Below are 14,777 nucleotides of genomic sequence, written 5' to 3' on the forward strand. Positions count from 1 at the left end.
TTACAGATGATGTCAATCGGTAACGCAGAGATCGTGGACGACGTGGGCGACCGGATCCTCGCCGCCGCGGCCGGGTGCGTCCGCGACTACGGCATCGACCGCGTGACCCTGGCCGAGATCGCCCGTCGGGCTCGGGTCAGCCGGCCCACCGTCTACCGCCGCTGGCCTGACACCCAGACACTGCTGGCAGCACTACTGACTCAGCGGGTCACCTCGGTTCTCGACGATGTGCCCCGTCGGGGCACCGACCGTGCCGCGATCGTCGCGCGGGCGGTTGCCGTCGCGGCCCGCCTGCGTGATGACGAGCTGATCTCCGCTGTTTTGCACTCTGCCCCGGAACTGGCGATGGTCTACATCACCGAGCGACTCGGCACCAGCCAGCAGATCCTGATCAACGCTCTGGCCGCCGACATCGCGGTGGCCCAGGCCGGCGGAAGTGTGCGCCCCGGCGACCCCAGTCAGTTGGCGGCCATGGTGCTGTTGATCGCGCAGTCGGCCATCCAGTCGGGCCAGATCGTCGCCGACCTGCTGCCCGCCGACGCCCTGGCCGTGGAACTGGCCCACACTCTGAACGGATACCTGCGCTGATGGCCCACTCGGCTGCTCTGAACGCCGCCCGGCGTACTCGCGAGCTCGAACTCCTGGACTCTGTGGATGTACTGGTGATCGGCGCAGGCATCACCGGAGCGGGAATCGCGTTGGACGCCGCGTCGCGGGGACTCTCGGTGGCGCTGGTGGACAAACATGACCTGGCGTTCGGCACCAGCCGGTGGAGCTCGAAACTGGTGCACGGTGGCCTGCGCTACCTGGCTTCCGGCAACGTGGGCATCGCCCGACGCAGTGCTGTCGAGCGCGGAATCCTGATGACTCGCAACGCTCCTCATCTGGTGAAGGCGATGCCGCAACTGGTGCCTCTACTGCCGTCGATGGGTCGCGCCGAGCGCGCTCTGGTGCGGGTGGGGTTCCTGGCCGGCGACGGATTGCGACGTCTGGCGGGCACACCGCCGTCGGTGTTGCCGCGCTCGAGCCGGGTATCTGCCTCGCGCGCCATGGAGTTGGCGCCCGGGGTGATGCGTGTCGGGTTGGAAGGTGGCATGCTCGCCTTCGATGGGCAGCTGATCGACGATGCCCGGCTGGTGACCGCCGTGGCCCGCACAGCTGCTCAGCACGGAGCGAAAGTGCTGACCTACGTCCGCGCCTCCTCGGTCACCGGCTCCGGCGCGCTGCTGACCGACACTCTGACCGGACAGACGCTGCACGTGAAGGCCCGCGCCGTCGTCAATGCCACCGGGGTATGGGCCGGTGAGGTGGATCCCACGCTGAAGTTGCGGCCCAGCCGAGGCACCCATCTGGTGTTCGATGCCGCTGCCTTCGGGAATCCCACTGCGGCGCTGACTATTCCGATACCGGGGGAGCTGAATCGGTTCGTTTTCGCCATGCCCGAGCAACTGGGCCGGGTGTATCTGGGGCTCACCGATGAAGACGCGCCCGGACCCATCCCCGATGTGCCGCAACCGACGCCGGCGGAGGTGCAGTTCCTGCTGGACACGGTGAACACGGCACTGGCTGTGTCGCTGACTCCCGAGGATGTGCGTGGGTCGTATGCCGGGCTGCGGCCCCTGATCGACAACGGACAGGGGCGCACGGCCGACATCTCCCGCGAACACGCCGTCATCGAGTCGGCCGACGGCGTGATCAGCGTGGTGGGCGGCAAGCTCACCGAATACCGGCACATGGCCGAAGATGTTCTGGATCGGGCGGTTGCACTGCGTGGCTTGCTGGGAGCACCCTGCCGCACGCGGAATCTGCCGCTGGTGGGCGCGCCGGCCAACCCCGGTTCACGAGAGCCTGCCGAAGGCCGGCTGCCGTCGTCGCTGGTGGCGCGCTTCGGTGCCGAGGCGGCAAAAGTGATCGCCACGGCGACGTGTCCGCGACCCACCGAGGTGGTGGCCGACGGGATCGACGTCACCCGAGCCGAATTCGAATACGCCGTCACACACGAAGGAGCGTTGACGGTTGACGACATCCTGGACCGTCGGACCCGCATCGGGCTGGTGGCCGAGGACCGGGAGCGGGCCGCGGCGACGGCCGAGGAAGCGATTTCGGCGTGATTTCGATCGCTGACCGACTGAAATCACGCCGAAATCCCTAAGTCACAGCGGGATGTTCTTGTGTCGACCGCGGCGGGACGGCGCTTCGGCGAGTGCCTGCGTCAGCACACTGCGCGTGTGGGCGGGGTCGATCTTCTCGTCCACCACACCGATCTCGATGGCCGAGTCCACGCCACCGGCGATCCGCTCGTGCTCGAGCGCCAATTCCTCGTGCAGGGCGTCGCGTTCTTCCGGAGCAGCGGCGGCCAGCTTCTTCTTGTGCAGGATGCCGACGGCGGCCTTGGCGCCCATGACGGCCACCTCGGCGTCCGGCCACGCGAACACCTTGGTGGCGCCGAGCGAACGGCTGTTCATGGCGATGTAGGCACCACCGTAGATCTTGCGAGTCACCAGCGTGACGCGCGGGACGGTGGCCTCACCGAAAGCGTGCAGTAGCTTGGCGCCGCGGCGCACCACGCCGCCCCACTCCTGATCCACCCCTGGCAGGTAGCCGGGCACGTCGACGATGACCACCAGCGGGATGCCGAACGCGTCGCACAGCCGGACAAAACGTGCTGACTTCTCGGCGCTTTCGGAGTTCAGGCAGCCGCCCAGGCGCAGTGGGTTGTTGGCGATCACACCGACGCTGCGTCCGGCCAGCCTGCCGAGGCCGGTGACGATGGAGGGGGCCCAGCGGGACTGGAACTCCTCGAACGGAACACCCTCGTCGAGCAGCGCGCTGATCAGCGGACGCACCTCGTAGGCGCGTCGGGCTGACTCGGGCAGCAGTGCCTTGAGGTCGGTGTCCTGGGCCTCGGCCTTGGTGCGGTCGAAATGCCCCTGCTGGCAGAACAATCCGACAAGACGACGGCCGCGCTCATACGAGTCGAGCTCATCGTCGGCGACGATGTGGCACACACCGGACTTCTTGTGGTGAGCCTCGGGACCACCCAGAGACACCATGTCGACGTCCTCGCCGGTGACACTGCGCACCACGTCCGGGCCGGTGACGAACACCTTGGACTCGGGCGCCATGATGATGACGTCGGTCAAGGCGGGGCCGTAGGCCGCACCACCTGCGGCGAATCCGACGACGATCGAGATCTGCGGGATGTAGCCCGAGGCGCGGATCATGGCCTCGAAGACCAAGCCCACGGCGTGCAGGGCCTTGACGCCCTCAGCCAGCCGGGCGCCGCCCGAGTGCCAGATGCCGACGATCGGGCTCTGCTCCTCGATGGCGGTGTCATAGGCGTTGACGATGTGGGCGCAACCTTCGACACCCATCGCGCCACCCATGACGGTGCCGTCGGTGCAGAACGCCACGGTACGCACACCGTTGACGGTGCCTGCCGCGGCCAGGACGCCGGAGCGGTCGCGCTCGTGCAGCAGTTCCACGCTGCCGTCATCGAAGAAGGTGCTCAGCCGCAGCAGCGGATCGCGGGGGTCGAGCGACTCGTTGACGCGATCCGGCGCCAGCCGGTTGTCCACAGTCGTCATAGGTGTCTCCTAGCTGAGTTTGCGTCAGTACTTGCCGAAGGCAAGTGCGACGTTGTGCCCACCAAAACCAAATGAATTGTTCACCGCATACTGGAAATTTCCGGTACGCGGGGCCCCTGATACCACATCGAGATCTATCTCGGGATCAAGGTTCGTCAGGTTCAGTGTGGGCGGGATGACCCCATCTCGCAGCGCGAGCACGGTCAGAATGGACTCGACGGCGCCGACTGCGCCGACCGAATGGCCGAGCGCAGACTTGGGGGCGTACACCGCGGGGCGGTGACCGCCGAGTGCGTTGTTGATGGCTTTTCCTTCGGCGACGTCGCCGACGGAGGTCCCTGTGGCGTGCGCATTGACATGGTCGATGTCAGTGGGCTGTAGCCCGGCCAGCTGAATGGCCCTGGTCATTGCGTAACCGGCTTGTTCACCGTTCGGGTCGGGCGCCACGATGTGGTACCCATCCGAGGTGATGCTGGCTCCCATGATGCGAGCCAGGATGTTGGCGCCGCGCGCCTTGGCGTGTTCTTCGGTTTCGATCAACATCAACGCGCCGGCTTCGCCGAACACGAAGCCGTTGCGGTCTTTGTCGAAGGGGCGGCAGGCGCCTTCGGGGTCATCGTTGGTGTTCGACAGCACGATGCGCATCTGGGCGAAGCCGGCGATGGGGACCGCTTCGATGCGGGTTTCGACCCCACCGCAGATCGCCATGTCGGCCTCACCCATGACGATGGTGCGCCACGCGTTCGCGATGCCTTCGGAACCGGAAGCGCAGGCCGAGATCACAGTGCTGACCCCGGCCCGCGCTTTCCGCTCCAGCCCAACGGCGGCCGCAGCCGCGTTGGGCATGTACATCTGGACTGCCAGGGGGGAGACGGCCCGCATGCCTTTGGCTTTCATGCCGTCGTAGGCGAACACGAGCTCTTCACTGGAGCCGATGCCAGTCCCAATGGACACCATCAGCCGCCTGGGGTCGACGTCGGGTGAGCCGGCGTTGTCCCATAACCGACGGCTGAGCACCGTGGACATCTTCTGCAGGTAGGAAAGTCGGCGCAGCTCGACTCGCGTCAGCTCACTGTCGAAATCCTCGAGAAGATGACCGCCGATGCGCACCGGCAGGTCGAATTGCTCGACAAACGGGTCGTCGAGCTTGCGGATGCCACTTCGGCCATCCAGCAAGGCTTTCCATGTCGACTCAGCGTCGGTCGCCACCGCGGTCGTCATCGCGATACCGGTGACGACGACGTCGGGAAACCCATTCCCGGTGCTCAGAGTTGCCATTGGTGCTCCAGCTGTCCCTTCCCCCCAGAACGCCGATCAATACTTGCCGAAGGCCAACGCGACGTTGTGCCCGCCGAACCCGAAGGAGTTGTTGATCGCGTACTGGTACTCGCCGTAACGAGGTTCGCCCGCGACGACATCGAGATCGATCGCCGGATCGGGTGTCTCGTAGTTCAGCGTCGGCGGAATCACGCCGTCGCGCAGTGCGAGGACCGTCAGGATGGATTCCAGGGCGCCCACCGCGCCGATGGAATGTCCCAGCGACGACTTCGGTGCGTACACCGCGGCCTGCTCGCACCCGGCGACCCGGATGGCGGTGGCCTCCGCGGTGTCACCGATCGGGGTGGCCGTGCCGTGCGCGTTGATGTGGTCGATGTCCTTCGGATCCAGTCCGGCGGTCTCCATCGCCCGCTTCATCGCGGCAGCTGCCCGCATGCCGTTTTCCGCCGGGGCCACCATGTGGAAGGCGTCGGAGGTGATGCCGGCACCCATCAGGCGGGCCAGCGGCTTGGCGCCACGAGCCAGGGCATGCTCCTCGGTCTCGATGATCATCATCGCTCCGGCCTCGCCGAACACGAACCCGTCCCGATCCTTGTCGAACGGGCGCGACGCCCCGGTGGGGTCGTCGTTGCGCGTCGACATGGCGCGCATCATCGAGAACGCGGCGATCGGCAGGGCCTCGATGGTGCCTTCGACACCGCCGACGACGGCGAAATCCGCGTCACCCATGACGATCTGACGCCACCCGTGGGCGATGGCCTCCGACCCTGACGAGCACGCCGACACCGGGGTGATGACCCCGGCGCGGGCGCCCAGCTCCAAGCCGGCGACCGCGGCCGCGCCGTTGGGCATCACCATCTGAACGGCCAACGGGGACACCTTGCGGATCCCGCCCTCGTTCATCGCGTCGTAGGTCTCGACGATCTTCTCGCCACCGCCGAGACCCGTGCCGATCACAACCGCGAACCGGTCGGGGTCGACCTCGGGCTTACCCGAGTTCTCCCACAGCCGGCGAGCCAGCACCAGCGACATGCGCTGCACGTAGGAATTGCGGCGGAGTTCGATGCGGGTGAGGTGGCTGTCCATGTCCTCGACGAGGTGGCCACCGATGCGCACCGGAAGATCCCACTTGGTCACGAAGTCGTCGGTGAGCTCGCGGATGCCGCTTTCGCCGGCCAGCAGACCCTTCCACGTGCTCTCGATGTCCGCGGCGAGCGCCGTGGTGGCCTCAACGGCGGTCACGACAACGCTGGGGAAACCGCCGTTAGCAGTGGAAGGCCGGCTCATTCTGCCGAGAACTTCTCGCGCAGGGCGGCAGCCGCCTCGGGGTTCTCTTCTTCCAGCTTCTGGATGTAGGACACGACGTCACCAACGGTGCGCAGACCGGCGAGGTCCTCGTCGGGGATCTTCACGCCGTACTTGTCCTCGGTCTGCACCGCGATCTCCACCATCGACAGCGAGTCGATGTCGAGGTCGTCGACGAAGGACTTCTCCGGGGTGACCTCGGACGGCTCGATGCCGGTGACCTCTTCGATGATCTCGGCGAGTCCGGCGATGATTTCTGCCTCGTTGGCGGCCACTATGTGGCTCCCTTCATGTTTTCACGTGTTGACCCGGAACATCCGGGTCGACGTCTATCTGGTTGTCCTGGGGAACGTCAGAGCTCGGTGAGCTTGTCCAGGTCTGCGGGGGTCTTGACGGCGTGCGTCGGCGTCCCCCGAAGTTCACGTTTGGCGATACCGACGAGGGTGCCCGCGGGCGGGAACTCGACGATCGCCGCGATGTTGCGGTCCCGCATGGTGGAGGTGCACAGGTCCCAGCGCACCGGCTTGGTCAGCTGGGCCACGAGCTTCTCCATGGCGTCAGCGGGGGAGGCGACGGGCTGGCCGTCGGCGTTGGACAACAGGGTGCCCGTGAACTCAGAGGTCGACACCTTGGCGGCCGCCGCGGCGTAGCCGTCCAGTGCCGAGGCCATGAAGTGGGTGTGGAATGCCCCTGCGGTGGCCAGCTGCCGCACCCGGGCTTTGGCGGGCGGGTTCTCGGCGAGCTTGGCCAGCGCTTCGAGCCGCCCGGCGGCCACGATCTGGCCGGCGGCGTTGCGGTTGGCGGGCACCAGTTCCAGATCCTCGAGGGCAGCCAGGACGTCGGCCTCCTCGCCGCCCAGGATGGCGGACATGCCGGTCGGGGTGTCGGCGCACGCCTTGGCCATCTCGGCGCCACGGGTGGCGGCCAGGGCCACCGCGTCGTCGGCCGAGATGACGCCCGCGATGGCGTAGGCGGCGATCTCACCGACTGAGTGACCTGCGATCACCAGATCGTGCTCGGCGAACAGCCCGCGCTTGCGTAGCTCCTCGTGAGCCAGCAGCGTGGCGGCGACGACCAGGGGCTGGGTGACCGCGGTGTCGGTGATCTCTTCGGCTGTGGCAGTGGTGCCGAGGGCAACGAGGTCGAGGCCGCTGATCTCAGACCAGGACGCCAGCCGCTCGGCAGCGCCGGGCAGTTCGAGCCACGGGGACAACATCCCCGGGGTCTGCGAGCCCTGTCCGGGAGCGAGCAGCGCAATAGCTGGTTTGGTCACGTTATTAAGAGAACATTGTGAAGTCGGTTTTGCGCGGTGTAAGAGATTATGAACCTTGTCTTATGTTTTTGTGGGAAGTCCACAAAACGGCATGTGATGCGACTTCATCGATACCGTCCCGAAATCTGTTACGGAACTCCTGTGACTCCAGGGGGAGATGAGGCCATTGCTGTGACTGGGATCATAGAGATGTTTGAGGTGCTCGATGATTGCAGTTGATTCGTCAGCTTGCCGACGGTAGTCGCCACCCGCAGCACGTACGCGTCGCGTGGAGTGGTCGGATCGCGGCCGGTGAAATCGGCGATGCGCTTGAGGCGGTATCGCACCGTATTTGGATGAACGAACAACGTGCGGGCGCAGGCCTCGATGGCGCCGCCGGAATCCAGATAGGCGTCGAGGGTCTCGGTGAGTGCTGGACCCGCGTCGGCCAGGGGCCGCATCACGTCGGTGTGCAGGGCTGCGATCGCGGACTGATCACCCTGCAGAGCCCGCTCCGGCAGCAGTTCTCGGGCCGCCACCGGGCGGGGTGCTCCCGACCAGCCGACTACGGCGTTCATGCCCGAGATCGCCTCATTGGCACTGTGATACGCGGCCGTCAGCATCGGGGCAGTCGGGCCCACCACCACCGGCCCGTCGGAGAACGCGTTCATCAGATCCGCCAGAAATCGGTCGGTGGCCGACAGGTGGCCAGAGACGATGGCGATGAGCCAGGTGCCGTGCACGTCCGTCAGCGCCGCGCGGCCATGGCGGTTGGCGATGAGCCGAATGTCCTCGCTGGCGAGTTCGACGCGCCCGGGCGGGGGAGTGCCGACGACAACGGTGGCCGGCGCGGTGGTGTCCCAGTTCAGGGCGGCGGCCCGGGACAGCAGTTCGGGTCCGGTGTCGCCGCGCACCACGGAGTCGACGACGCTGGCCTCCATACGGGAGTCCCACGCGCCACGAGACTCGGCGGCCACGGCGTACGCCGAGGCCGCCGCGAACGCCAGGTTCCGGCTGTAGCGCAGGATGCCCACCGTCAGCGCCTTGGTCTGCTCGTCGTTGCGGCCCAGCATCGGCACCAGCTCTTCGAGGAACTCCATGGTGACCCGGACCATGTCGACGGTCTGGCGCAGCGCGACGTGCCGGGTCAGATCCTGAGGTACCAGGGCGAACGCCTCAGCGGTATAGCCGACATCGCTGGACGGCTCATTCAGCCACTCGGCGAAGTTGACCACTGCGGTCTGTACGACCAACTGGACGCTGGCCCGCTGCGAGGCCTCGAGTTCGGCGAAGAACGGCAGCCGTTCCTGCATGGCCTGGACAGTTTCGGTGGCCAGCCGGCCGGAGTACTGCTTCAGGCGCCGCCGCAGCGATTCCGGCACGCTCTCGAGGATCTCGAGCGGCGAGCGCGGTTCAGAGAACGGATTGTCGACCACATATAAAACGTACGCCGATTTTCTGGGGGAAAGGTACAAGCCTGCGATGACGACGACGTGGGGCCGTCATCGCAGGCCTGTCAGCTCGGGGCCGGTGGTCCCAACCCCTTCCGCGGGCTACGCGCTGCCGGTGTCCTTGAACGACACCCCGGCGGCCAGCACGTCGTCGATCTTGTACTCCTTGGCGGCGGCCACGGCCACCGACGGATCGATCTCGCCGTCGCGGGCCAGGGCCTCCAGGACCGCCACCACCACGGACTCGGCATCGGTGTTGAAGTAGCGCCGCGCCGCCGGCCGGGTGTCGGAGAACCCGAACCCGTCGGTGCCCAGGGTGAGGTAGGTGCCCGGCACCCAGGGCCGGATCAGCTCCGGCACGCCGCGCATCCAGTCGGACACCGCGATCACCGGGCCGACCGCGTCGGCCAGCGCCTTGGTCACGTACGCCTCGCCTGCAGGCCGTTCCGGATGGCGCAACTTCTCCTTCTCGACCGCCACGCCGTCGCGGTTCAGCTCACCCCAGCTGGTCACCGACCAGACGTCGGCGGCCACATCCCACTTCTCGGCCAGCATGTCGGCGGCACGCACCGCCTCCGGCATAGCGACGCCCGAGGCCAGGATCTGCGCGCTGCTGCTGCGCTTCTCCGGCGATGCACGGAACTTGTAGATGCCCTTCAGCAGGCCTTCGGGATCGAAGTTTTCCGGCTCCTTGGGCTGCACGTACGGCTCGTTGTAGATCGTCATGTAGTAGAAGATGTTCTCCGGGTTCTCGCCGTACATCCGGCGCAGCCCGTCTTCGACGATGTAGGCGATCTCGTAGGCGAACGCCGGGTCGTACGCCACCACCGCGGGGTTGGTGGACGCCAACAGCAGCGAGTGCCCGTCGGCGTGCTGCAGACCCTCGCCCGTCAGCGTCGTGCGTCCGGCGGTGGCGCCGAGCACGAAGCCGCGCGCCATCTGGTCGGCTGCTGCCCAGAACCCGTCACCGGTGCGCTGGAACCCGAACATCGAATAGAAGATGTAGATCGGGATCATCGGCTCGTTGTGGGTGGCGTAGGAAGTGGCCACGGCGGTGAACGACGACGTGGACCCGGCCTCGTTGATGCCCTCGTGCAGGATCTGGCCGATCTCGCTCTCCTTGTAGGCGAGCATCAGTTCGGCGTCCACGGCGGTGTACAGCTGCCCGTTGCGGTTGTAGATCTTCAGCGTCGGGAACCACGAGTCCATGCCGAAGGTGCGGGCCTCGTCGGGAATGATCGGGACTATCCGATTGCCGATGTTCTTGTCTCGCAGCAATTCCTTGAAGGTGCGCACCGTCGCCATGGTGGTGGCGACCTCCTGGGTGCCCGAGCCCTTCTTCAGCGCCTTGTAGGTGTCACGGCCAGGCAGGGTCAGCGCCTTGGTCTTGGTACGCCGCTCCGGCAGGAACCCACCGAGGGCCCGGCGACGGTCCAGCATGTAGCGGATCTCCGGGGCGTCGGAGCCCGGGTGGTAGTACGGCGGCAGGTAGGGGTTCTCTTCGAGCTGGCTGTCGGTGACCGGGATGCGCTGGGCGTCGCGGAAGTCCTTGAGGTCTTGCAGCGCAAGCTTTTTCATCTGGTGCGTGGCGTTGCGGCCTTCGAAGTGCTTACCCAGGGTGTAGCCCTTGATGGTCTTGGCGAGGATGACCGTCGGCTGACCCTTGTGTTCCATCGCGGCGCGGTAGGCGGCGTACACCTTGCGGTAGTCGTGGCCACCGCGTTTGAGGTTCCAGATCTCGGCGTCGGTCATCGGCTCCACCAGGGCCTTGGTGCGCGGGTCGCGGCCGAAGAAGTGGTCGCGAACGTAGCCGCCGTCGTTGGCCTTGTAGGTCTGGTAGTCACCGTCGGGCGTGGTGTTCATCAGGTTCACCAACGCGCCGTCGCGGTCGGCGTGCAGCAGCGCATCCCATTCGCGGCCCCACACCACCTTGATGACGTTCCAGCCGGCACCGCGGAAGAACGACTCCAACTCCTGGATGATCTTGCCGTTGCCCCGTACCGGGCCGTCGAGGCGCTGCAGGTTGCAGTTCACCACGAAGGTGAGGTTGTCCAAGCCCTCGTTGGCTGCCACCTGGATCAGGCCGCGGCTTTCCGGCTCGTCCATTTCGCCGTCGCCGAGGAATGCCCACACGTGCTGATCGGAGGTGTCCTTGATGCCGCGGTCACCGAGGTAGTGGTTGAAGCGCGCCTGGTAGATCGCGTTCATCGGTCCCAGGCCCATCGAGACCGTGGGGAACTCCCAGAAGTCGGGCATCAGGCGCGGGTGCGGGTAGGACGGCAGGCCGCCGCCGGGGTGGCTGTGCTCCTGGCGGAAGCCGTCCATCTGGTCGGCGGTCAGCCGGCCCTCGAGGAAGGCGCGGGCGTAGACCCCGGGGGAGGCGTGGCCCTGGATGAACACCTGGTCGCCACCGCCGGGATGGGCCTTGCCGCGGAAGAAGTGGTTGAAGCCCACCTCGTAGAGCGCCGCCGACGACGCGTAGGTGGAGATGTGCCCGCCGACGCCGACGCCGGGGCGCTGCGCGCGGTGCACCATGATGGCGGCGTTCCAGCGGATCCAGGCGCGGTAGCGACGTTCCACGTCCTCGTCGCCGGGGAACCAGGGCTCCAGCTCGGTAGGAATGGTGTTGACATAATCAGTCGAGGTCAGCGCGGGGATCGCGACCCGTTGTTCACTGGCGCGTTCCAGCAGTCGCAGCATCAGATAGCGGGCACGCGCAGGACCGGACCGCGACAACAGATCGTCGAAGGATTCCAGCCATTCGCCGGTCTCTTCGGGGTCGATGTCAGGCAGGTAAGACGCAACGCCTTCCCGAATCACACGTACACGATCGGGTTCGCCTGCGGTGCCGGAGTTTTTGGCCAGGTCTTGGCGCACGAACTCGGTTGTCAACGCACTACTCCTAATGTGAGGGCGTAGGGGGTGTCCTACGCCACTTATCTTTCCGCACGTCGATCGATTGCGGCGAGCGGATCTGAGAAGGTCGGGGCGTGGGGACCCTCGCGAGCCGGTAACGTCTGTATCTGTGCAGATCGGACGGCTGCGGGTGGCCTTGGGACTGTCCGCCGTGGTGCTGATGACCGTGATCGGGTGCAGCAGCGTCACCGACGGTAATCCCACCGTCGACGCGTCGGAGGCGCCTGCCTACCGGACATCGGTGTCAGAGTCGTTGTCGGCGTCGGCAGCCACCTCGAGCGCGCGGGAATCGCAGCGGCAGGAGTCGCTGACCGTCGAGGCCGTGCACACCACGTGCGAGACGATGAGCACCACCAGCGCCGACGGCATCGACGCCCTGAATGTCTATGTGGACTCGATGAACGCGGGCAGTGACGGGATTGCCACCGAAGGAGCGGCCGCCGAGGCGCTGAACCGCAGCGCTGACATGGTGCTCGGAGGTATCAACGACACCCTGCCGCCGGAGATCCGCGACGCGCTGAACGCCTGGGTGGACGCTGCCAGGGCCACCGCGACGGCAGTGCTGGCGCGGGTGCCCGCCAGCGAGTTCAACGAAGCCGTCACCCGGCTCAACGACTCCCGCTCCAATGCGCTGAACCTGTGCGACGGCTTCTACTGAAGCCGCCGTTTCGACACGACGGGAAAACTCCGGTTGTGTCTGCTGTCACCTGCTGCTCGGCTCTGTGCGACGATGAACCCAATTGCACGAGTGTCCTGACGATTGAAGGAGGGTCCCACGGTGGTCGCGGCGGACGACGCAGCGAACTACGCCCGCAGTTTGGGCATCCAAAAAGACCAGGTTGTCCAGGAGTTGGGCTGGGACGAGGACACCGACGACGACATCCGCGCCGATGTCGAGGATGCCAGCGGTGGCGAGCTCCTCGACGAGGATGCTGATGAGGTCATCGACGTCGTGCTGCTGTGGTGGCGTGATGACGACGGTGACCTGGTGGACGCCCTCATGGACGCCATCACACCCCTGGCCGACGACGGCGTGATCTGGGTGCTGACACCCAAGACCGGCAAACCCGGACATGTGCTGCCGGCCGAGATCGCCGAATCGGCGCCCACCGCCGGACTGATGCAGACGTCCTCGGCGAATCTGGGTGACTGGATCGGCAGCCGGCTGGTGCAGCCCAAGTCCGCGAAGGCACCTCGTCGTTGAAGTTGCCCAGTTGATGCTTCCCATCGGGAGCGCGGCGCCAGACTTCAGTCTCAAGGACCAGAACGGGCGTGCTGTCAGCCTCGGCGCCTACCGGGGGTCCAAGAACGTCCTGCTGGTGTTCTTCCCGTTGGCGTTCACCGGAATCTGTCAGGGTGAGCTGGACGCCATCCGCGACAACCTGGCGCGCTACGAGAATGACTCCACCGCCGTGCTGGCGCTGTCCGTCGGGCCGCCGCCGACGCACAAGGTCTGGGCCACGCAGAGCCACTTCACGTTCCCGGTACTGTCCGATTTCTGGCCGCACGGCGCCGTCGCGCAGTCCTACGGCGTGTTCAACGACGTGGCGGGCGTGCCCAACCGCGGCACCTTCGTGGTCGACCGGTCAGGGACGATCGTCTTCGCGGAGATGAAGCAGCCCGGTGAGCCGCGCGATCAGGGGCTGTGGGTGGACGCGCTGGCTGCCCTGTCGTCGTGAATTCGGTTTTGGTCTCCCGGTTGTCCGGCGTGTAACCTGCTGCGGTCCGGGCGTGTAGCTCAGTGGTAGAGCTCTGGTTTTACACACCAGCGGTCGGGGGTTCGAAACCCTCCGCGCCCACCAGGTCAAGATGTCAGTTGTTCGTGCTGAGGACCGGCGCGGCTCAAAAGCTGATCGATGTGAGCCGAAGTCGGTTCAGGGGAAGAATCCAGCGATGGAAATCGGCCGTCGTTTATGAGGTCTGTTCGACCGAACAGGCAAGCGGGTGTTGGCACTGGGGCAATCCCTGAGCGCTGCGGGCGGCTCCGTCATCTACGTACTCCTGGAGAAACCCGCATCCCAGGGCACTCAAAGGGCGCAATTTCCCAGACGCACGTCGACAACACTTGGCGCGCCGTGACCGCCGACCGTTTGTTCCTTCCGAACTGCAAGAGCGCCAGTGGGTTCGAGCCGCGATGAGTTGTGCGGACCGGACGTCGGTTTGGCCAGCAGCCGCCCGTGAGCTTGCCCGTCGAGTGACGGAAGAATCTCGGTCCGGTTGAGATGTGGTGTCGCGCAGATGTCCTCGAGCCCGCTGCTGTCATCATCGGACAAGTGGCACCAAGAACCGAACGCAAGACCGACAGCAGGCTGGCAGCCCGCCTCGCTGCGCTGGCCTCGCTGGGGGCCGCTGTCATTCATTTCGCCGTCGTCCCTACACACTGGCACGAATGGATGCCGGCCGGCGTGTTTTTTGTCGGTCTCGCTACGTTCCAACTGATTTGGGCATGGGCGGTGCTCGTCCGCGCCACGACGTCAGTTCTTGCCGCGGGGATAACGCTCAATCTCGCAGCGATTGCGGTGTGGGCGTTGTCGCGGACCGCAGGGGCCCCGTTCGGTCCGCACGCCGGGGAGGCCGAGTCCATCCAAGGTGCGGACCTGTGTGCTCTCCTGCTGCAGATTTATGTGGTGATGGGTGCGGGCTGGGTGTGGTACCGCGGCCTGCGCGGTGAGCCGGTCACGGGCTTCGCCAGCGCCGTGGTCCTTCTCGGTGCCGTCAGCGTGATCGCGCTGGCCTCCACGGTGGGAGTTGCGTCCGGTCTTCGACACGACCACGACGGGCCGGCAGGCGCGGAGGCCGGTCATCACGGGCCTCACGTCGAACGGGCGGACGATCATCACAGCGACCCCCCGAATTCGCCCACCTCGGCGCCGGTGGAGAAAGCCAACGCCACCCTGGTGGCACCGTCAGAGTCCGTGGAAATCCCAGCCCCGCCGGCGTCGAACGACGCCCATGACCATCACGACCATGACCACTGATCGCCGAGGG

At 66.3% G+C, this 14,777-nt stretch carries 13 protein-coding genes and 1 tRNA gene; 7 read left to right on the forward strand and 7 right to left on the reverse strand.

All coding sequences use genetic code 11. The annotated features are described in order from the left end of the window. Window positions 1–6: 6 nt before the first annotated feature. Window positions 7–588 (forward strand): TetR/AcrR family transcriptional regulator, encoded by a 582-nt coding sequence (locus tag BVC93_RS22675; RefSeq protein WP_083739425.1) that lies wholly within the window; start codon window positions 7–9, stop codon window positions 586–588. Next, window positions 588–2,111 (forward strand): glycerol-3-phosphate dehydrogenase/oxidase, encoded by a 1,524-nt coding sequence (locus BVC93_RS22680; RefSeq protein ID WP_083739426.1) that lies wholly within the window; start codon window positions 588–590, stop codon window positions 2,109–2,111. Before BVC93_RS22675 ends, BVC93_RS22680 begins: the two co-directional genes overlap by 1 nt. 42 nt (window positions 2,112–2,153) lie before the next feature. Here the strand turns inward: BVC93_RS22680 and BVC93_RS22685 are convergent, their stop codons facing one another. The 7 genes from BVC93_RS22685 to aceE form a co-directional block, all read right to left on the reverse strand. Further along, entirely contained in the window at window positions 2,154–3,587 is a 1,434-nt protein-coding gene (locus tag BVC93_RS22685; RefSeq protein WP_083739427.1) for an acyl-CoA carboxylase subunit beta, read from the reverse strand. 24 nt (window positions 3,588–3,611) lie between these two features. Continuing rightward, window positions 3,612–4,865: a 3-oxoacyl-ACP synthase KasB gene (gene kasB / locus BVC93_RS22690; protein ID WP_083739428.1), complete on the reverse strand. Its 1,254-nt coding sequence runs from the start codon at window positions 4,863–4,865 to the stop codon at window positions 3,612–3,614. Between the two features lie 36 nt (window positions 4,866–4,901). Next, window positions 4,902–6,152 carry a 3-oxoacyl-ACP synthase KasA gene (gene kasA, locus BVC93_RS22695; RefSeq protein ID WP_083739429.1) on the reverse strand — a complete coding sequence of 417 codons (1,251 nt, stop codon included), beginning with the start codon at window positions 6,150–6,152 and terminating at the stop codon, window positions 4,902–4,904. Beyond that, entirely contained in the window at window positions 6,149–6,445 is a 297-nt protein-coding gene (gene acpM / locus BVC93_RS22700) for a meromycolate extension acyl carrier protein AcpM (protein ID WP_083739430.1), read from the reverse strand. Before acpM ends, kasA begins: the two co-directional genes overlap by 4 nt. Window positions 6,446–6,522: 77 nt before the next feature. Continuing rightward, on the reverse strand, window positions 6,523–7,386 hold the full coding sequence (locus BVC93_RS22705; protein ID WP_083741254.1) for an ACP S-malonyltransferase: 864 nt from the start codon (window positions 7,384–7,386) through the stop codon (window positions 6,523–6,525). Between the two features lie 185 nt (window positions 7,387–7,571). Then, the gene (locus BVC93_RS22710; RefSeq protein WP_083739431.1) at window positions 7,572–8,858 is read right to left on the reverse strand and encodes a PucR family transcriptional regulator; all 1,287 of its coding nucleotides are present in this window, start codon (window positions 8,856–8,858) and stop codon (window positions 7,572–7,574) included. A 117-nt stretch (window positions 8,859–8,975) separates the two neighbouring features. After that, a complete protein-coding gene (aceE, locus tag BVC93_RS22715) occupies window positions 8,976–11,765 on the reverse strand; it encodes a pyruvate dehydrogenase (acetyl-transferring), homodimeric type (protein ID WP_083739432.1) in 2,790 nt (929 codons plus the stop codon). 133 nt (window positions 11,766–11,898) lie between these two features. Here aceE and BVC93_RS22720 point away from each other — a divergent pair, with 133 nt between their 5' ends. From BVC93_RS22720 to BVC93_RS22740, 5 genes are all read left to right on the forward strand, one after another. Further along, window positions 11,899–12,447, forward strand: coding sequence for a hypothetical protein (locus BVC93_RS22720; RefSeq protein WP_236950080.1), 549 nt, complete (start codon window positions 11,899–11,901; stop codon window positions 12,445–12,447). Between the two features lie 120 nt (window positions 12,448–12,567). Continuing rightward, a complete protein-coding gene (locus BVC93_RS22725) occupies window positions 12,568–12,993 on the forward strand; it encodes a DUF3052 domain-containing protein (protein WP_083739433.1) in 426 nt (141 codons plus the stop codon). Window positions 12,994–13,006: 13 nt separating this feature from the next. After that, the gene (locus BVC93_RS22730; RefSeq protein ID WP_083739434.1) at window positions 13,007–13,468 is read left to right on the forward strand and encodes a peroxiredoxin; all 462 of its coding nucleotides are present in this window, start codon (window positions 13,007–13,009) and stop codon (window positions 13,466–13,468) included. Between the two features lie 48 nt (window positions 13,469–13,516). Next, window positions 13,517–13,591, forward strand: a tRNA-Val gene (locus BVC93_RS22735). A 420-nt stretch (window positions 13,592–14,011) separates the two neighbouring features. Further along, the gene (locus tag BVC93_RS22740; RefSeq protein WP_083739435.1) at window positions 14,012–14,767 is read left to right on the forward strand and encodes a hypothetical protein; all 756 of its coding nucleotides are present in this window, start codon (window positions 14,012–14,014) and stop codon (window positions 14,765–14,767) included. Window positions 14,768–14,777 lie beyond the last annotated feature (10 nt).

The sequence above is a fragment of the Mycobacterium sp. MS1601 genome, assembly GCF_001984215.1.
Taxonomy (GTDB): Bacteria; Actinomycetota; Actinomycetes; order Mycobacteriales; family Mycobacteriaceae; genus Mycobacterium.